This window comes from Pseudomonas sp. NyZ201 (genome assembly GCF_049860765.1).
Lineage (GTDB): Bacteria > Pseudomonadota > Gammaproteobacteria > Pseudomonadales > Pseudomonadaceae > Aquipseudomonas > Aquipseudomonas bharatica.
The window spans coordinates 4,514,160-4,530,765 of the sequence record NZ_CP187557.1 but is presented as its reverse complement, the minus strand read 5'-3'; the positions used below and the strand labels follow the sequence as shown (position 1 = coordinate 4,530,765).

The window sequence follows — 16,606 nt, the reverse complement described above, 5'->3', positions numbered from 1 at the left end:
ATTCCCTCAATGCTTGGCCGGCGGCCCGCCCGGGAACCATTTCTCCTGGTAGTGGAACAGGAAATACTGCGAGTTATCCGCCCCTGGCGCGGCCACGCGGGCCGTCCATTGCTCGTCGTGCAGGTCCATGTCGGCGTCATATTCCACATGGCAGCCCATGGGGCTGTTGAAGTACCAGAACCAGTTCGATCCCAACTGGTGCCGTCCCGGGCCCCAGAACGACTCGTAGCCTTTCTCGACGAACCGCGTCCCAGCCACCAGCACTTCGGTCGGCCCGCCCATATGGAAGGTGAAGTGCTCGATGCCTTTCATGAACGGCGGGGTCTGGATCAGGAACAGGGTGTGATGGTCCTGGGTGCCGCCGGGCCGCAGGAACGGTCCGGTGTCGGCGAAACGGTCGGTGCAGACGAAGCCCAGGCGCTGGTAGAACGCCTCGGCCCGGTCCGGATCCGGCACGAAATACACCACATGGGACAGGCTGCGCGGCAAGGCCGGCATGTCGTTGCTCGCACCCAGCGCATTGACCGCACGCGCTGCCGGCGCCCCCGGAGCATGGCTGGCTTCGCCCGGCAGGTCGAGGGTACGGCGCCGGGTGATGCGAAAGCCGAGGGCGAAGCCCATGTCGTCCACGCAGCGCAGCACGCCATCCTCGCCGCGCTGCACTTCGCGGTCCTTGCCCAGCTCGGCCTCGATGGCCTGCAGGGTAGCTTCGTCGGCGACGCCGTACACGGTTTCGCGCAGGGTGGTGGCGGTTTCCATGGCCGGCGGCAGACGCGGGTCGTGGCGAGGGCGGATCAGCACGCCAGTGCCATCGAGGGCTTCGAGCCAGCCGCCGCTTTCGTCGATATCGCAAGGCTTGAGACCGTAGTCGGTCATGTACTGCACGCAGTCGGCGACGTTGTCCACGCCGAAGACCAGGTAATCGGGTCCGATGATGTTCATGATGGTGTTCTATCCAGGGTTCAGGCGGTGCGGCCGCCGAGGGTTTCGGCGACCCAGTCGGCGATGTACTGGCCCGCATTGATGGAGTTGTCGAAGCTGGAGTGCTGTACGCCGCCTTCGCGGGAGGTGAAGATCTTCAGCTCGCGCTTGGGGCTGTTGACCAGTTGCTCGTAGGTGCGGTGTGCCCATTTGAGCGGGATCTGCGAGTCCTGCTCGCCATGGGTGACCAGGAAGGGCACGCGGATCTTCTCGACGACGCCATCGAGGTGGACGTTCTCGGCGATCTGCATGAACGCCTCGATGTCCTTGCCGCCCCAGACCCAGCGCACATGCTCCCAGTAATGCGGCACCGGGAAGCTGCCTTCGCGCTCCAGGCGGCGTTTCTGCACATCGCGCCAGTCATGGTTGGCGCCCCACACCACGCCGCAGGCGAAGCGCGGTTCGAAGGCCACTGCGCGCGGGCAGTAGTAGCCACCGAGGGACACGCCTTCGCAGCCGATGCGCTTGGGATCGATGTCTGCGCGGTCCTGCAGCCAGTCCACCACGCGGCTGGCCCAGTGCTCGGCGTCGTAGCGCGCCTTCAGGTCATGCAGGCGCAGGGCTTCGCCGGTGCCGGGCTGGTCGATCAGCAGCGAGGCCACGCCACGCCTGGCCAGCCATGCGGGCAGGCCGACGCGGTATTTCATTTCCTTGGTCGAGTCCAGGCCGTTGAGCTGGACCAGCACCGGTGCCGGGCCGCTGACCCCTTCGGCGCGCACGTAGAGGCCGGAGAGCACCTTGCCCTCATAAGGAATTTCGACCCGTTCGCAATTCTCCTTCGACAGCGTGATGCCGCGGGCGAAGGTGTCGAGGAAGCGCTGGTACAGCGCCATGCGCCCGGGGGCGCCGTGGGCCTGGAGGCGTTCGCAGGTCAGGTAGTAGGTGGCCGCACGGTTGTATTTCTCGCCGGCGGACAGCAGCCGGCCGCGGGCTTCGTCCTCGGCAGCCAGCTCGCAAAGCTTGTCGGCCATTTTCGCCCAGGTCTCGCGGAAGGCCCGGGTGCCTTCGGCATCAGGCTGTTTCGCGGCCTCTTGCAGCGGCTCGCACATCTCGACGATTTCGCCGATGCGGGCGCCCATCTCGATGGCCAGGTTGACCGAGAGGTTCCACACGTAGTTGCTCGGGAAGTAACGGAACATGGTTGTTTTCCTTCTTGTTATGCACGTCGCCGGCCTGCGCTGCAGATCTGCCGAAGCACGCGGCGACCGCCCTTCGGGCAGCCGTTGCAAACTCGCATGGGCTCCGGGAATCGGACAAATCGCTTGTTCGGATGGCAGCTATCCGGTGACGCGATACATGGCGCGGAGGGGGAGTTGGAGCGGGGGGAGACGTTGGGTGCTCCGTGCCGAGCACTGGTCTTTAGCTTCACGCGTCTCCTGTGGGAGCGGGTTTACCCGCGATTGCTGTAGTGAATTCACCATAGCAATCGCGGGTAAACCCGCTCCCACAGGGTACGCGTCGTGCCTTGGAACTGTTCTTTGTGCGACAGCGCAGCCTGAAAGGCTGAGCGGACTCCCACAGGGGGCCGAGTCGGTTTTGAAGGAAGCGTCAGGCCGCCAACGGTGTCGCGCTCGCCATTTCCAGCAATTTCCCCCGTAGCCACGCCAGCACCGGATCCCGGTCGAGGCTGCGGTGCCAGCTCATGTACTCCTGCATCGCCGGCAGGTTGACCGGTGGCGCGACGATGCGCAGCGGCAGGTTGCGTGCATACAGCCGGGCCAGGCGGCCGTGTACCGTGGCCACGCGCTGGGTGCCGATCACCAGTTGCGGCAGGGTGTTGAAGTCGTGGGTGATCACTTCGAGCCGGCGCTTGCAGCCGTATTCGCTCATGAACCATTCCTCGATCCCCGGCGTGCGACTGCGCCCGAATACCACCGAGACATGCCCCAGCTCCAGGTATTGCTCCAGGGTCAGGCGCTCGCCCACCGCCTGGTTGTCCTGGCACACCACGCAGACGTGCTGCTCTTCGAAGAGCAACTGCGACGGGTGCTCCTTCACGATGTAGTGGTCCGGCGCGATCATCAGGTCCACTTCCCCGCGCATCAGCATTTCCCGTGCGGTTTCGCCAGGGCTGATCAGTTCGAAGGTCATCAGCGGCGCGTGCCGGTTGATCTCGCGGATGACTTCGGCGAACAGCACGCTGATCAGGTAGTCGGAGGCCATGATGCGGAAATGCCGTTTGCTTTCGGCGATGTCCTGCACCGGCTTGGCGGTGATCGAGGTCTGGATCTTGAGCAGCACTTCGCGCACCGGAATTTCCAGGTCGCGGGCCAGTGGAGTGAGCATCATCTTGCGCCCGACCTGGACCAGCAGGTCGTCCTCGAAGTAGGTGCGCAGCCTGCCCAGCACCCCGCTGGTGGCCGATTGGGTCATGTGCAGACGTTCGGCGGCTCGGGTGATGTTCTGCTCTTCGAGCAGGACATCCAGCGCCACCAGGAGGTTCAGGTCCAGGTGTTTGAAGCGCATGGCAGGCATCTCGTTGTTGTATTTATTTTCGCGATACCCTGCATCCCCAGTAACGATTAGTCAAATCCTTCCCCGGTTCCTAGCCTGTGCTTCCAGCCTCCTGCCCGAGGGCTGATCCAGACAACAAGAACAAGGGAAATACGCATGAGCGATATCAACAGAGTATTGATCGTGGGCGGCGGCATCGGCGGCCTGTGCGCAGCGATCGCGCTGCGGCGCCAAGGGGTCGAGGTCGACCTGGTGGAGATCAAGTCGGAGTGGACGGTGTACGGCGTCGGCATCATCCAGCAGAGCAACGTGGTCCGGGAAATGGCCCGCCTCGGGGTGCTCGATCGCTACCTGGACGCTGCCTACCCCTTCGAGGACGTCGGCATCTACGACCTGCAGGGCAAGGCCCTGGCGCGCATTCCCGGGCAGCGCCTGGCCGGTCCGCAATACCCGGCCAACGTCGGCATCTCGCGCCTGGCCCTGCACCAGGTGCTGAGCGATACCGCCATCGAACTCGGTACCCGGGTACGCCTCGGCATCAGCGTGGCTTCCTATGAAGAATTTCCCCTCGACCTCAATGTGAGTTTCACCGACGGCTCCAGTGGCCGCTATGACCTGATGATCGGTGCCGACGGCGTGTATTCGAAGATCCGCGGCCTGCTCTACGGGGATACCTATACCCCGCGCTTCACCGGCCAGGCCGTGTGGCGCTACAACTTCCCCCGGCATCCCTCCATCGACCACCTGGCCAGCTACACCGGCGCCGAAGGCAATGCCGGGCTGGTGCCGTTGTCGGACGGCCTGATGTACATGTTCTCTACCTCCCATGAGCCGGAAAACCCCTGGTTCGAGAAAGACCAACTGGCGGCCACCATGCGCGACCGCATCGCCGGAATCGGCGGGCTGGTCGGCGAGCTGCGCGAGCAGATCACCGATGACAGCCAGGTGGTCTACAAGCCGATGGAGGTGCTGTTCGTCGATGACCCGTGGTTCAAGGGCCGGGTGATCCTGATCGGCGATGCGGCCCATGCCACCACGCCGCACCTGGGGCAGGGTGCCGGGATGGCCATCGAGGATGCCCTGGTGCTGGCCGAGGAACTGTTCGGCGACGGTGACCTGCGGACCCGCTTGCAACGCTTCATGATGCGCCGCTTCGACCGCTGCAAGTACATCGCCGAAAACTCGATCCTGGCTGGCGAACGGGAAATGGCCCGGGATGCCGGGTTCGACCGGGTCGGGCTGACCAAGGCGATGCTGGCGCGCACGGCCGAGCCGATCTGAACAGCGTTACGCGGACTCTGTGGGAGCGGGTTCACCCGCGATTGCGCTAGTGAATTCACTGACGTCATCGCGGCGGTTCGGCGCTCCGATGAACCCGCTCCCACAGAGTCCGCGTAAATCCATGAGTCATGTGGAAGGAAGCAAGTGTGTCGAACGTTCCTGTTCTGCTATGCCACGAACACCATCTGCAAGAAGGCCAGGCCCGCGGCTTCGACCCTTGGCACCAGGGCCGCGACACCGTCCTCGCCTTGAAGTGGAAGGGCAAGATCAAGGCCTACCGCAACCTGTGCCCGCACCTCGACGTCGCCATGCAATACCGCAAGGACCGTTTCATGTCCGGCGACGGCCAGCACATCGTCTGTTTCGCCCACGGCGCGCTGTTCGATCCCGCCGACGGTTCCTGCCTGCTGGGCCCTTGCCTGGGCCAGTCACTCCAGGCCCTGGAAATCCACCAGGACGAGCAGCTCAATCTGTGGATTCACTAGAGTGATAACTTGTACACAAAATCAACCCTAAAGATTCACGATGCTTCGGCCGAAAACCAATAGATGGCAAGGTGCCATTATCTGACCAATGGATCAACTTCTGCCTGGATCGTGACTCTTTCATGAGAATAAAAACCAAGCTTGCCCTTGCCTTCATATCCGTAGCCATCCTCCCTGTCAGCCTGGTCGGCATCATGGCCGTAAGCAATACCCGGTCTGACGCGGTGAGCCAGTTCCTCGACAGCAGCACCCGTGAAATCCGCCAGATCGACGGCAACATGCGGCAGTTCTTCGACGGAACGCAGCAGAACGTCGATCAGATGGCCAAGGATCCTGTATACACCTCTGTCGCCAGCCTGAAACATTACCAGGGCCCGGATGCTGCGCAGCAGCCGTTGCCGGAATCCGCCAGGCAAGTGATCGCCCGCTTCGCCCAGTACGGCGAGACCCACCCGGCCGCGGCCATCCTGTCCATCGGCCTGGAAGACGGCAGCTATGCCAAGTGGCCGGATGATCCGAAACTGGCCAACTACGACCCGCGCACCCGTCCCTGGTACAAGGCGGCCATGGCCAGCCCCGACAGGACCGTACGCACCAGCGCGTATTACTACGACAAGGACGATGTCGCGCTGGTCGGCACCGCGCGCGCCATGCTCGACGAGGCTGGCAAGGCCAAGGGTGTGTTCGTGGTCAGCGTTTCCCTGAAAAACCTCACCGAACTGGTCAAGAGCATCAAGCTGGGTGACAGCGGCTACGTGATGCTGATCGAAAACGACATCGTGCTGGTCGACCCGCGTGACAGCGCCCACAGCTTCAAGCCGCTCAAGGACCTGGGCGAACCTTATGCCAGGCTGGCCGCGACCACCCAGGGCTCGACGGCGGTGGAGATCGGCGGGACCCGCTACATGGCCAATGTCTGGACCTCGCCCGGCCTGGGCTGGCGCTTCGTCGGCCTGATCGAGGAGCAGGAAGTGATGGCCACGGCCACGCGCATGACCTGGCTCACCGCCGGCATCGTGATCGTGCTGGGCTTGCTGTTCGCGGTGATCGCGGCGGCCTTCTCGCGGGTTATCGTCAAGCCGATCGGCCAGGTCAGCAGCGGCCTGCAGTCGATTGCCGAGGGCGAGGGCGACCTGCGCCAGGACCTGCGCGTCCACGGCAAGGACGAAACCGCCGAACTGGCAGGCTGGTTCAACAAGTTCCTCGCGGCGATCCGTCAACTGATCCAGCGCATCGGCGCAGCCTCCACCAACCTGCATGACGCGTCCCGGGCCAACAGCGAGATGGCCGGGAACATGAACGAGGCCGCCGGTCGCCAGCGCGAGGCCGTGGAATTGGTGTCCACCGCGTTCAACGAAATGGTCGCCACCGCCAATGAAGTGGCACGTTCCTGCAGCAGCGCGGCCGACTCCGCGGAGAACGGCCATCGCCGGGTGGCCGAAGGCAAGCAGCAGATCGAGCAGACCACCGAGAACGTCAACCGCCTGGGCAGCCGCCTGGTGGAGTCGTCCCAAGCCATGCTCGAACTGGAGGCCGGCAGCCGCAGCATCAACCAGATCCTCGGTACCATTCGCGGTATCGCCGAGCAGACCAACCTGCTGGCGCTCAACGCGGCCATCGAGGCTGCGCGGGCGGGAGACCAGGGCCGGGGCTTCGCCGTGGTCGCCGACGAGGTACGCGCGCTGGCCAAGCGCACCTCCGATTCCACCGGGGAAATCGACCAATTGCTCAACAGCCTCGGCAGCAAGACCCAGGAAGTCTCGGAGAAGATGGAAAGCTGCCTGGACCTGTCCCGGGCCAGTGTCTCGTCCATCGAAAATGCGCGGGACAGCTTCGAAGGCATCCAGCTTTCGGTCAACGAGATCCGCGACCAGAACCTGCAGATCTCGGCAGCGGCCGAAGAGCAGCACAGCGTCGCCGAGGAGATCAACCGGCATATCCAGCAGATCTACGACGAGGCGCGGGTGGTGGAGCAACTGGCAGGCTCTGCTCGGGAGGATTCGGGACGGCTTTCGGAGCTGTCGCAGGAATTGCATCAACTGGTGGGGCGGTTCAAGTCGTAACGCCGTGATGGCCCTTTCAACCCCTTGTTTTCGCATAGCATTTTTCGCTTCTTGGACAGTGGGACCTTTTTCCAGATGCGATTCGGATATGCAGGTGCGGTGGCCCTGGTGCTGATGTCGGTGATGACCTCGGCCCAGGCCAGGGAGTTGAACAGGAAACAGATCGAAATGTGCCGCTGGGGCTCGGAAGTGGCCCGCTCGGCACAGCACTCGAAGCTCTCCGGGACCACCCTGTGGCGGGCCCGGGAGAATCTCAAGACGCGCAAGTACGCGGAACGATGGATGCCGCGGATGGCCGTGGGCATCACCGAGCAGACCTACGCCAGCCGCAGCCGCCTGCAACCGGCCTCGGTGAAGAAGACCTACTACGATGGCTGTATTCGCCACGAGCGTAACCGTATTGCCAGGCGCTAGGTCACGCCTCGACTGGACAGCGGCTGCGCTGCGCGGCCGCTGCTTCCAGCGGTTTGCGTCAAGCCTTCAGTGCGTTACGCACACCTTCTCCGGCGGCCGCAACGACCCGATATACACCGCCACCACCGTGAGCAACGCCCCACCGATCTGGACTGCGGAACTGGGTTTCTGCAGCAGGGCGACATCCACGAAATAGGTGATCACCGGTTCCAGCAGCAGGATCAACCCCGCCAGCCCCAGGCTGATATGTCCGATCGAGCGGTTCACCAGCAGCCAGCCTGCGAACTGCACCATCACCCCGTAGATCACCAGCATCAGCAAGGTCTGCCCGTCAGCGATAACCAGGCTCTCGCCGCGCAGCAGCGCATAGCCCAGCATCACCAGTCCGGCCCACAGGCTCAGGTTGAGCATCTGCGCGAGCTTGTCGCCGCCGCCGCAGGGCAATTGGCTGGCGGCCTTGAGGTAGTAGACGCAGACCGCGTAGGCCAGGCCCGAGGCAATCCCGAACAGTACGCCGCGTACGCCGGCTTCGCTGCTCATCTCCGGCGCCAGCAGCAGGTACAGGCCGAAGAACGCGAGGCCGATGGCGAGGCTGAAGTTCAGCGACGGTTTTTCCTTGAGCAACCAAAGGCCCAGCAGGGTCATGAAAAACACCTGGCAGTTGGTCAGGATCGATCCGATCCCCGGGCCAACGATGTAGATGCTGTGGTGCCAGAGGATCAGGTCGATGGCCAGGAACAGGCCGGCGAGGGCAGTGAGGCGCACGGCCGCCGCCGATGGCAGGCGTACCGGTACCCGGCGCCATTTCAGGCAGAGGTAGAACAGGATCGAGGCGAATAGCATGCGGTAGAAACCGGCACCACCCGCGCCGATATCGGCGAAGGCCACGGCCAGTGCCGAGAGGCTGAGCATCAGGCCGCCAGTGGTGAGTTCCAGGAGGGCACGTTTGTTTTGCATGTGGAAGGCATCGCTTGCAGGTTTGCTTGGGAACGCAGAACCTATCAGGCCTGCCTTCGCAACGATTGGACGAAACTGGACAGCCAATGACGCCGCACGAGAAGGACTTTTGCCGTTTCCTGCGCATTCCCGAAGGGGGCTGCGAGCTGCTCAGCGCGCGCTACAGCCAGCAGCATTTCGGCAGGCATGCCCATGATCGATATGCCTTCGGGGTGATCACCCACGGGGTGGAAAAGCTGTATTACCGTGGCGCCCACCACCTCGGCGGCAGTGGCACCGTGGTGACCCTGAGCCCGGGGGAGATCCATGACGGGGTGCCGGTGGACCAGGCTGGGTGGGTCTACCGCATGCTGTATGTCGATCCTTGCTGGTTGAACGAGCATGTGCTGGCCGGACGTCATGCCAGCCAGTACGTGCACCTGTTTCGCGCGCCGATGAGCGATGATCCGGCGCTTGCCCGGTGCCTGCTCTCGGCCCATGGTCGCCTCGCCGATTCGCTGTTGCCGCTGGAGCGCGAGACGCTGCTGGTCGAGACGCTAGCCGCTCTGTTCGAACGGCACGGGCATGACCTGGCTCGCCCCGGTCGTCCCGAGCGCGAAGCGGTGCGGCGCATTCGCAGGCGTCTTGACCATGAGGCGGAGCACAACCTGTCCTTGGAAACCCTTGGCCTGGATGCCGGGATGGACCCGCTCTACCTGATCCGCGTGTTCAAGCGCGAGGTCGGGGTGGCACCGCACAGTTACCAGATCCAGAAGCGAGTGGCGCGGGCCCAGGCGCTGTTGCGCCTGGGTACCGACCTGGCCGAGACGGCCCTGGCCTGTGGCTTCTTCGACCAGAGCCATATGACCCGCGCCTTCAAGAAGGTGGTCGGGGTGACCCCGGCGGCGTTCCGGTCGCGTTGATGGCTCGCTCGGCGTCCCTCGATCTGCTCAAGTGGCTGGCGATCGTCAGCATGATCGGTGATCACCTGCGTTACCTGTGGCCGCAGCAGGAGTGGCTGTTCATCCCCGGGCGCCTTGCGTTCCCGTTGTTCTGCCTGGCGCTGGCGGCGAATGTGCTGCGCGCGACGACTATCCAGTGGCGATACCTGTGGTGGTTCCTGGGGTTTTCGCTGCTGTCCGAGGTGCCGTATCGCTGGCTCGACAACGGCTCGCCGACCCTGAACGTGATGCCGACCCTGGGCCTTGGCCTGCTGCTCGCCTGGGGTGTGCATCTGCGCACCCGTGCCGCGACATGGCTGGCGCTGGTGGCTGCGTTTGTCGCGACGCTGGGCAGCGCCTGGCTGATGTACGGTCTGCCGGGCGTGCTGCTGCCGGCGGCGTTGCTGATCGCGTTGAAAGAGCGGCGGTTTGCCTGGCTGGCAGGATTACTGGCGGTCGCCGGGAATTTCACCAATGGTTGGCTGTTCCAGCATCCGCTGGCGCCGGTTTCGCTGATGGTAGCCGGTACCGCGTTCATGGCGGTGTCGCTCGGCCTGGCCTTGCTGCGCCACGAATGGCCCGGCCCGGTGCCGCCGGTGGGGCGGTGGGCCTGGGCGTTCTATCCGTTGCACCTTGCCGCGATCAGCGTGTTCGCTCACATGGTTCCGGCGGGCACCGGCTTCTAGACATTCAGCGGATCCTCCCGATCCTCCTTGTCCTTGCGCAACTGCGCCGGGTCTGTTGCTTCCACCTCGCTCAGCGGCCTGATCAAGGTCTGTGCCGCCACTGCCGCCTGCATCTGCGGCTCCATCCCGGCCATGGACTTGATCTCGCTTTCTTCCTTCAGGCGCAAGGCGATCTGCTTGTCGATCGCGTCCTTCTTCTCGGGTGGCAGGGCCTCGTAGTCTGCCTCGGTCAGGCCCAGCTCGCCGAGCATCTTCAGGCGGATCTTCTCCGCTGGCGAAAGCGCCATGTAGTCACGGAATTCCTGGGCTGCGCTGCGGCTGGTCGCGTCGCTGTCGGCGGGGTTCTGCAAGGCTACCTTGAGCTTGGCGAACGCTTCGTCCTGCGCGTCCTTGGCATCCTGGTAGGTGGAGCTGGAAGCGTTGCGTGTTGCCGCCGCACTGGCGACGGTGGAAAGCAGCGACACGTTGGCTGTCTGCACCTGATAGGTTTGCTCGTCCACGCCGCTGACGGCGGGCAGGTTTCGCTGTTGCTGGACGGCAGCGTTCTGCCAGCCATGGCCATTGATGATGCTCACAGGATCGATCTCCTTGAATGGGACCACCAGTACGGGCAATAGCTGTGCCAGTCTGGTCAAACCCCTGTGTCCCGGGGCTTTGATCCTCCAAAGGGTGCGCCGCTGTGCCTCCGTGCGGAAACCCCTTGCCGCTTGCGGCAAGCCGGGCGGCATTAAAGTTTGCCTGCGTGATGCCGATCACAAGATCACTACAGCCGGGCCATGACCCGGCAGCCCATGCGGTTGGAGTTCCCTGCCGGTCGGGCAGGGGGACGTCGCCTTGCGTCCACTTCAATTCATGGCCCGCCCGGCGGGCATCAGTCTTAATGAGGAAGAGGCACCCATGAATCTCTACATCAACCAGTTGCAGAAGAAGCCGGCATTCCGCGAGCAGGTCTATGCGGGCGACATCTTCCTCGATACCCATCTGCGCAGCGCCCATGAGCTTTGCGCCCTGGCCCGGCACAGCATCACCGAAGCCTTCGACGGCGAGACCGACCACCTGTCGCTGCACAAGAAGATGCCGGTGGAAACCTTCGTCGAGCACGTCACCCGGCTCAAGCGCAAGTTCACCAACGGGCCACAGGCCAAGGCGCTGATCCGCGACTACATCCTGGAAATCGGTGCCGACCCGAACGACTACATCTTCGACGTCCCGCGGGTGCGCGTGGTCCCCAACTACGACTACCTGCACGCCGGCGTCAGCTATGCCTACAAGCCTCACCGCGATACCTGGTATGGCAGCGTCGATTGCCAGCTCAATACCTGGATGCCGATCTACAGCATCGAGCCCGGGCAGACCATGATGATCAACCCGGCGTACTTCACCAGGCCGGTGCAGAACTCGTCCCCCAGTTGGAGCCTGACCGACTGGATCAGCAACCAGCGCCTCAAGGCCAAGGACAACATCACCCAGGAAAGCCGTGTGCACCCCGTGCCCCTGGAAGAGATCGACACCAGTGCCGAACTGCGCATCGCCGGCAACAGCGGCGAGATCCTGATGTTCTCCGGCGCCCACCTGCACGGTACCGTGGCCAACCACACCGACCGCATCCGCTTCAGCGTGGACTTCCGCCTGATCCACCTGCAGGACCTGATTCACAAGCGCGGCGCGCCGAATGTCGACAACGGTTGTTTCGACGTGGAAGCCGGCTTCAAAGACCTTTTCCATGCCAGCGACTTTTCGCAATTCCAGGGAGTTAACCCATGACCAAGCGTCGTCTGACCGCTGCCGAGGTCGAGTACAACGAAAAGCGCGCCAGCGTGCTGAGCCGTGTCGATGCCCAATACGTGGCCGATGCCCCCTTCGTCTTCGCCAACCGCATCGCCGTGACTGCGGCGCTGTCGCGGATCGAACTGTTCAAGATGGTCCAGGACATCCCTGGCGCCATCGTTGAATGCGGCGTGTACAAGGGCAACTCGTTGATGCTCTACATGCAGCTGTCGATGATCCTCGAGCCGTATGCGATCAACCGTTCGATCATCGGCTTCGACACCTTCCAGGGCTTTGCCAGCATCGATGCCAAGGAAGACCCGGCGGACATCAACGAAAGCATGTTCTCCGACACCGACGAAAGCCTGATCCAGGACATGATCGATGCCAACGACCTGGTGCGTCCGGTCAACCGCATCCCGCGTTGCGAGATCGTCAAGGGCGACATCCTTGAAACCGTACCGGCCTTCGTCAAGACCCGCCCGGACCTGGTAGTGGCCATGCTGATCCTTGACACCGACCTGTACTCGTCGACCAAGGTCGCCCTGGAAACCTTCCTGCCGTACATGCCGAAGGGCGCCATCGTGGTCCTGGACGAAGTCGCCTATCGCAACTTCCCCGGCGAGACTGCCGCGCTGCGTGATGTGCTGGACCTGAACAAGGTGGAGCTGAAGCGTTTGCCGTTCGATTCTTCGGTGGGGTATTTCCGCGTCTGAATGGACTGCTGGAACACAAGAAGGCCGCTCATTGAGCGGCCTTCTTTGTTTGTACGCGGACATTGTGGGAGCGGGTTCACCCGCGATTGCTATTGTGAACTCACTACCGCAATCGCGGGTGAACCCGCTCCCACAGGGTCCGCGTCCCGCTTTAGATATGCAGCGCATGCCCCAACGCCCGCAGCGCCGCTTCCTGCACCGCCTCACCCAGTGTCGGGTGTGCATGGATGGTCCCCGCCACATCCTCCAGCCGCGCGCCCATCTCCAGTGACTGGGCAAAGGCCGTGGACAGTTCGGAAACCCCGACGCCCACCGCTTGCCAGCCGACGATCAGGTGATTGTCACGCCGTGCCACCACGCGCACGAAGCCGCTCTTCGATTCCAGGGTCATGGCCCGGCCATTGGCGGCGAAGGGGAACTGCGCCACCAGGCAATCCAGTCCCTCTTCCTTGGCAGTTTCCGGGGTCTTGCCTGCCACCACGACCTCAGGATCGGTGAAGCACACCGCCGCGATGGCGGCAGGCGCGAAGGCCCGCTGCCTGCCGGCGATCAGTTCGGCGACCATCTCGCCTTGGGCCATGGCCCGGTGCGCCAGCATCGGCTCACCTGCCACGTCACCGATGGCCCAGACGTTGCGCATGCTGGTCTGGCAGCGCTCGTCGATGGCGATGGCGGCGCCGTTCATCTTCAGGTCCAGGGCTTCGAGGTTGAAGCCTCTGGTCCGCGGACGACGTCCCACGGCGACCAGCACCTGGTCGGTTTCCAGGGACAACTCCTCGCCATCCGGCGTGCGCACCTTCAGGTGTTTGGTCGCGGCGTCGAAGCCTTCGACGCTGTGCCCGAGGTACAGCTGCACGCCAAGCTTCTTCAGCGATTCGGCCACCGGCTGGGTCAGTTCGGCGTCGTAGGTCGGCAGGATGCGCTCGCGGGCTTCCACCACGCTGACCTCCACGCCGAGCTTGCGGTAGACGATGCCCAGCTCCAGGCCGATATAGCCGCCGCCGACCACGGTCAAGCGCTTGGGCAGGGCCTTGGGCGACAAGGCTTCGGTGGAGGAGATCACCGCGCCGCCCAGCGGCAGCATCGGCAATTCGACGCTGCTGGAACCGGTGGCGAGCAACAGGTGCTCGCAGCGGATGCGCAGGTCCTGCCCGTCGATTTCCACCAGCTTGCCGTCGATGATCCTGGCCCAGCCGTGGATCACCTTGACGTCGTTTTTCTTCAGCAGGGCGGCAACGCCAGTGGTCAGGCGGTCGACGATGCCGTCCTTCCAGGCCACGCTCTGCCCGATATCCAGGCTTGGCGTGGCGACCTTGATGCCGAGCGTGGATTTGCGGCTGTGCAGCTCGGTCTGATGGAACTGCTCGGCCACATGGATCAGCGCCTTCGACGGAATGCAGCCGATGTTCAGGCAGGTGCCACCGAGGGCCTGGCCTTCGACCAGGATGGTGGGGATGCCCAGTTGCCCGGCGCGGATCGCGGCGATATAGCCGCCGGGGCCGCCGCCGATGATCAGCAGGGTGGTGTCCAGGGTCTGCATGCTTACTCCACGAACAGGCTGGCGGGTTGTTCGAGCAGGCCGCGCACGGCCTGGATGAATTGTGCGGCGTCCATGCCATCGACCACCCGGTGATCGAAGGAGCTGGAGAGGTTCATCATCTTGCGGATGACGATCTGGCCGTTGACCACCATGGGCCGCTCGACGATGCGGTTGACCCCGACGATCGCCACTTCCGGGGTGTTGACCACCGGCGTGCTGACGATGCCGCCCAGCGCGCCGAGGCTGGTCAGGGTGATGGTCGAGCCGCTGAGTTCGTCGCGGCTGGCCTTGTTGCTGCGTGCGGCCTGTGCCAGGCGCGAGATCTCACTGGCGTTATGCCACAGGCTGCCGGCTTCGGCGTGGCGCAGCACCGGCACCATCAGGCCGTTGTCGCCCTGGGTGGCGATGCCCACGTGCACCGCGCCGTGGCGGGTGATGACCTGGGCTTCGTCGTCATAGGTGGCGTTGATCTGCGGGAAGTCGCGCAGGGCCACGACCATGGCGCGCACCAGGAACGGCAGCAGGGTCAGCTTGCCGCGGCTTTCGCCGTATTTGCCGTTGAGGTGCTGGCGCAGTTCTTCCAGGGCGCTGACGTCGATCTCTTCCACATAGCTGAAGTGGGCGACGCGGCGCTTGGCGTCCTGCATGCGCTGGGCGATCTTGCGGCGCAGGCCGATCACCGGGATCTGCTCGCTGTCCTCGCGCTTGGCGTAGCCGCCCGGGGCGCCGTTGCCGCTGCGGGTCGGCTGGGTGAGGAAGGCGTCGAGGTCCTCGTGGAGAATGCGCCCGGCCGGGCCGCTGCCGTGGACGTAACGCAGTTCGATCCCGGCATCCCAGGCGCGCTTGCGCACGGCGGGGGAGGCGAGGGGTTTTTCATTGGCGCCACGGGGTACGATCGGTGCCTTCTCGACCGCTGCGGCGGCGATGTGCGGTTTGGCCGCCGGCGCTTCCACCGCTGCCGGAGCTGGAGCCGGTTTCGGCTCGGGTGCTGCTGCAACCACCGGTGCCGGCTTGCCGGCGCTTTCCTGATGATTGCCGGCCCCTTCGACTTCGATGCGGATCAGCTCGCTGCCCACCGCCATGACCTCGCCGGGCTGGCCGCCCAGGGCCAGGACCTTGCCGGAGACCGGCGAAGGAATTTCCACCGTGGCCTTGTCGGTCATGACATCGGCCACCACCTGGTCCTCGGTGATGGTGTCACCGACCTTGACGAACCATTCCACCAACTCTACCTGCGCGATGCCTTCGCCGATGTCCGGCATCTTGATGACGTGCGTGCCCATTCAGACCTCCATGACCCGTTTCAATGCCGCACCGACCCGCGAAGGGCCAGGGAAGTACGCCCACTCCTGCGCGTGCGGGTAGGGGGTGTCCCAGCCGGTGACGCGTTCGATGGGCGCTTCCAGGTGGTGGAAGCAATGTTCCTGGACCAGCGACACCAGCTCGGCACCGAAGCCGCAGGTGCGCGTGGCTTCATGCACCACTACGCAACGGCCGGTCTTCTTCACCGACTCGACGATGGTTTCCAGGTCCAGCGGCCACAGGCTGCGCAGGTCGATGACCTCGGCATCGACGCCGGTTTCCTCGGCGGCGACCTGGGACACGTAGACCGTGGTGCCATAGGTCAGCACGGTAACGTCGTTGCCCGGACGGGTGATCGCCGCCTTGTCCAGCGGCACCGTGTAGTAGCCGTCCGGCACGGCGCTGGCCGCATGCTTCGACCAAGGGGTTACCGGGCGATCATGGTGGCCGTCGAAGGGGCCGTTATACAGGCGCTTGGGTTCGAGGAAGATCACCGGGTCGTCGCATTCGATCGAGGCAATCAACAGGCCTTTGGCGTCGTAGGGGTTGGACGGCATCACCGTGCGCAGGCCGCAGACCTGGGTGAACATCGCCTCGGGGCTCTGGCTGTGGGTCTGGCCGCCGTAGATACCGCCGCCGCAGGGCATGCGCAGGGTCAGCGGGGCAACGAACTCACCGGCCGAGCGGTAGCGCAGGCGGGCCATCTCGGAGACGATCTGGTCGGAGGCGGGGTAGAAGTAGTCGGCGAACTGGATTTCCACGACCGGGCGCAGGCCGTAGGCGCCCATGCCCACGGCGGTGCCGACGATGCCGCTTTCCGAAATCGGCGCGTCGAACACCCGGGACTTGCCGTACTTGCTCTGCAGGCCCTCGGTGCAGCGGAACACGCCGCCGAAGTAACCGACGTCCTGGCCGTAGATGACCACGTTGTCGTCGCGCTCGAGCATGATGTCCATGGCCGAGCGCAGGGCCTGGATCATGGTCATGGTGGTGGTCGACATGGCGGTTTCAACCTGGATGGAAGTGTTGTGGTCGTTCAT

General features: G+C 64.2%; 16 protein-coding genes and 1 pseudogene. 9 read left to right on the top strand and 8 right to left on the bottom strand.

Translation table 11 applies throughout. The annotated features are described in order from the left end of the window. Window positions 1-6: 6 nt before the first annotated feature. The 3 genes from ACPFMA_RS20115 to ACPFMA_RS20105 form a co-directional block, all read right to left on the bottom strand. Window positions 7-942 (bottom strand): VOC family protein, encoded by a 936-nt coding sequence (locus tag ACPFMA_RS20115; RefSeq protein ID WP_009402994.1) that lies wholly within the window; start codon window positions 940-942, stop codon window positions 7-9. Between the two features lie 20 nt (window positions 943-962). Beyond that, window positions 963-2,120 (bottom strand): alpha/beta hydrolase family protein, encoded by a 1,158-nt coding sequence (locus ACPFMA_RS20110; protein WP_425928534.1) that lies wholly within the window; start codon window positions 2,118-2,120, stop codon window positions 963-965. A gap of 409 nt (window positions 2,121-2,529) precedes the next feature. Continuing rightward, window positions 2,530-3,447 (bottom strand): LysR family transcriptional regulator, encoded by a 918-nt coding sequence (locus ACPFMA_RS20105; RefSeq protein ID WP_009402986.1) that lies wholly within the window; start codon window positions 3,445-3,447, stop codon window positions 2,530-2,532. A 144-nt stretch (window positions 3,448-3,591) separates the two neighbouring features. Between ACPFMA_RS20105 and ACPFMA_RS20100 the strand changes: the two genes are divergently transcribed. The 5 genes and pseudogenes from ACPFMA_RS20100 (at window position 3,592) to ACPFMA_RS20080 (ending at window position 7,678) form a co-directional block, all read left to right on the top strand. Then, entirely contained in the window at window positions 3,592-4,716 is a 1,125-nt protein-coding gene (locus ACPFMA_RS20100; RefSeq protein WP_064302478.1) for an FAD-dependent oxidoreductase, read from the top strand. 146 nt (window positions 4,717-4,862) lie between these two features. Further along, window positions 4,863-5,201: a Rieske (2Fe-2S) protein gene (locus tag ACPFMA_RS20095; protein WP_425928533.1), complete on the top strand. Its 339-nt coding sequence runs from the start codon at window positions 4,863-4,865 to the stop codon at window positions 5,199-5,201. A gap of 122 nt (window positions 5,202-5,323) precedes the next feature. Next, window positions 5,324-6,409: pseudogene (locus ACPFMA_RS20090) on the top strand (cache domain-containing protein); the annotation flags it as partial. Between the two features lie 75 nt (window positions 6,410-6,484). Further along, on the top strand, window positions 6,485-7,264 hold the full coding sequence (locus ACPFMA_RS20085; protein WP_376699766.1) for a methyl-accepting chemotaxis protein: 780 nt from the start codon (window positions 6,485-6,487) through the stop codon (window positions 7,262-7,264). A gap of 75 nt (window positions 7,265-7,339) precedes the next feature. Further along, complete coding sequence (locus tag ACPFMA_RS20080) at window positions 7,340-7,678, top strand: hypothetical protein (protein ID WP_425928532.1); 339 nt, start codon at window positions 7,340-7,342, stop codon at window positions 7,676-7,678. A gap of 66 nt (window positions 7,679-7,744) precedes the next feature. Here the strand turns inward: ACPFMA_RS20080 and ACPFMA_RS20075 are convergent, their stop codons facing one another. Further along, window positions 7,745-8,635, bottom strand: coding sequence for a DMT family transporter (locus ACPFMA_RS20075; RefSeq protein ID WP_425928531.1), 891 nt, complete (start codon window positions 8,633-8,635; stop codon window positions 7,745-7,747). An 86-nt stretch (window positions 8,636-8,721) separates the two neighbouring features. Between ACPFMA_RS20075 and ACPFMA_RS20070 the strand changes: the two genes are divergently transcribed. Beyond that, window positions 8,722-9,537 (top strand): AraC family transcriptional regulator, encoded by an 816-nt coding sequence (locus ACPFMA_RS20070; protein WP_425928530.1) that lies wholly within the window; start codon window positions 8,722-8,724, stop codon window positions 9,535-9,537. Continuing rightward, the gene (locus tag ACPFMA_RS20065; protein ID WP_425928529.1) at window positions 9,537-10,241 is read left to right on the top strand and encodes a TraX family protein; all 705 of its coding nucleotides are present in this window, start codon (window positions 9,537-9,539) and stop codon (window positions 10,239-10,241) included. Before ACPFMA_RS20070 ends, ACPFMA_RS20065 begins: the two co-directional genes overlap by 1 nt. On the opposite strand, the gene ACPFMA_RS20060 is transcribed toward ACPFMA_RS20065, so the two are convergent. Beyond that, entirely contained in the window at window positions 10,238-10,816 is a 579-nt protein-coding gene (locus tag ACPFMA_RS20060) for a hypothetical protein (RefSeq protein WP_420059588.1), read from the bottom strand. The two genes, ACPFMA_RS20065 and ACPFMA_RS20060, sit on opposite strands and share 4 nt — an antisense overlap. A 322-nt stretch (window positions 10,817-11,138) precedes the next feature. On the opposite strand from ACPFMA_RS20060, the gene ACPFMA_RS20055 reads away from it, so the two are divergent. Both ACPFMA_RS20055 and ACPFMA_RS20050 read left to right on the top strand, forming a co-directional pair. Then, window positions 11,139-12,005, top strand: coding sequence for a hypothetical protein (locus ACPFMA_RS20055; protein ID WP_425928528.1), 867 nt, complete (start codon window positions 11,139-11,141; stop codon window positions 12,003-12,005). Continuing rightward, window positions 12,002-12,724: a TylF/MycF/NovP-related O-methyltransferase gene (locus tag ACPFMA_RS20050; protein ID WP_009402974.1), complete on the top strand. Its 723-nt coding sequence runs from the start codon at window positions 12,002-12,004 to the stop codon at window positions 12,722-12,724. Before ACPFMA_RS20055 ends, ACPFMA_RS20050 begins: the two co-directional genes overlap by 4 nt. Window positions 12,725-12,875: 151 nt before the next feature. Here the strand turns inward: ACPFMA_RS20050 and lpdA are convergent, their stop codons facing one another. The 3 genes from lpdA to ACPFMA_RS20035 are packed head-to-tail and all read right to left on the bottom strand — an operon-like array spanning window position 12,876 to window position 16,606. Beyond that, window positions 12,876-14,264, bottom strand: coding sequence for a dihydrolipoyl dehydrogenase (gene lpdA / locus ACPFMA_RS20045; protein ID WP_425928527.1), 1,389 nt, complete (start codon window positions 14,262-14,264; stop codon window positions 12,876-12,878). Window positions 14,265-14,266: 2 nt separating this feature from the next. Next, window positions 14,267-15,547 (bottom strand): dihydrolipoamide acetyltransferase family protein, encoded by a 1,281-nt coding sequence (locus tag ACPFMA_RS20040; RefSeq protein WP_009402969.1) that lies wholly within the window; start codon window positions 15,545-15,547, stop codon window positions 14,267-14,269. After that, window positions 15,548-16,606: an alpha-ketoacid dehydrogenase subunit beta gene (locus ACPFMA_RS20035; protein ID WP_064302489.1), complete on the bottom strand. Its 1,059-nt coding sequence runs from the start codon at window positions 16,604-16,606 to the stop codon at window positions 15,548-15,550.

Excerpts from the sequence above, each read along its gene's own strand:
- ACPFMA_RS20115 (WP_009402994.1), bottom strand. The coding sequence starts at position 942 with ATGAACATCATCGGACCCGATTACCTGGTCTTCGGCGTGGACAACGTC.
- ACPFMA_RS20110 (WP_425928534.1), bottom strand. The coding sequence starts at position 2,120 with ATGTTCCGTTACTTCCCGAGCAACTACGTGTGGAACCTCTCGGTCAAC.
- ACPFMA_RS20105 (WP_009402986.1), bottom strand. The coding sequence starts at position 3,447 with ATGCGCTTCAAACACCTGGACCTGAACCTCCTGGTGGCGCTGGATGTC.
- ACPFMA_RS20100 (WP_064302478.1), top strand. The coding sequence starts at position 3,592 with ATGAGCGATATCAACAGAGTATTGATCGTGGGCGGCGGCATCGGCGGC.
- ACPFMA_RS20085 (WP_376699766.1), top strand. The coding sequence starts at position 6,485 with ATGGCCGGGAACATGAACGAGGCCGCCGGTCGCCAGCGCGAGGCCGTG.
- ACPFMA_RS20080 (WP_425928532.1), top strand. The coding sequence starts at position 7,340 with ATGCGATTCGGATATGCAGGTGCGGTGGCCCTGGTGCTGATGTCGGTG.
- ACPFMA_RS20075 (WP_425928531.1), bottom strand. The coding sequence starts at position 8,635 with ATGCAAAACAAACGTGCCCTCCTGGAACTCACCACTGGCGGCCTGATG.
- ACPFMA_RS20070 (WP_425928530.1), top strand. The coding sequence starts at position 8,722 with ATGACGCCGCACGAGAAGGACTTTTGCCGTTTCCTGCGCATTCCCGAA.
- ACPFMA_RS20065 (WP_425928529.1), top strand. The coding sequence starts at position 9,537 with ATGGCTCGCTCGGCGTCCCTCGATCTGCTCAAGTGGCTGGCGATCGTC.
- ACPFMA_RS20055 (WP_425928528.1), top strand. The coding sequence starts at position 11,139 with ATGAATCTCTACATCAACCAGTTGCAGAAGAAGCCGGCATTCCGCGAG.
- ACPFMA_RS20050 (WP_009402974.1), top strand. The coding sequence starts at position 12,002 with ATGACCAAGCGTCGTCTGACCGCTGCCGAGGTCGAGTACAACGAAAAG.
- lpdA (WP_425928527.1), bottom strand. The coding sequence starts at position 14,264 with ATGCAGACCCTGGACACCACCCTGCTGATCATCGGCGGCGGCCCCGGC.
- ACPFMA_RS20040 (WP_009402969.1), bottom strand. The coding sequence starts at position 15,547 with ATGGGCACGCACGTCATCAAGATGCCGGACATCGGCGAAGGCATCGCG.
- ACPFMA_RS20035 (WP_064302489.1), bottom strand. The coding sequence starts at position 16,606 with ATGAACGACCACAACACTTCCATCCAGGTTGAAACCGCCATGTCGACC.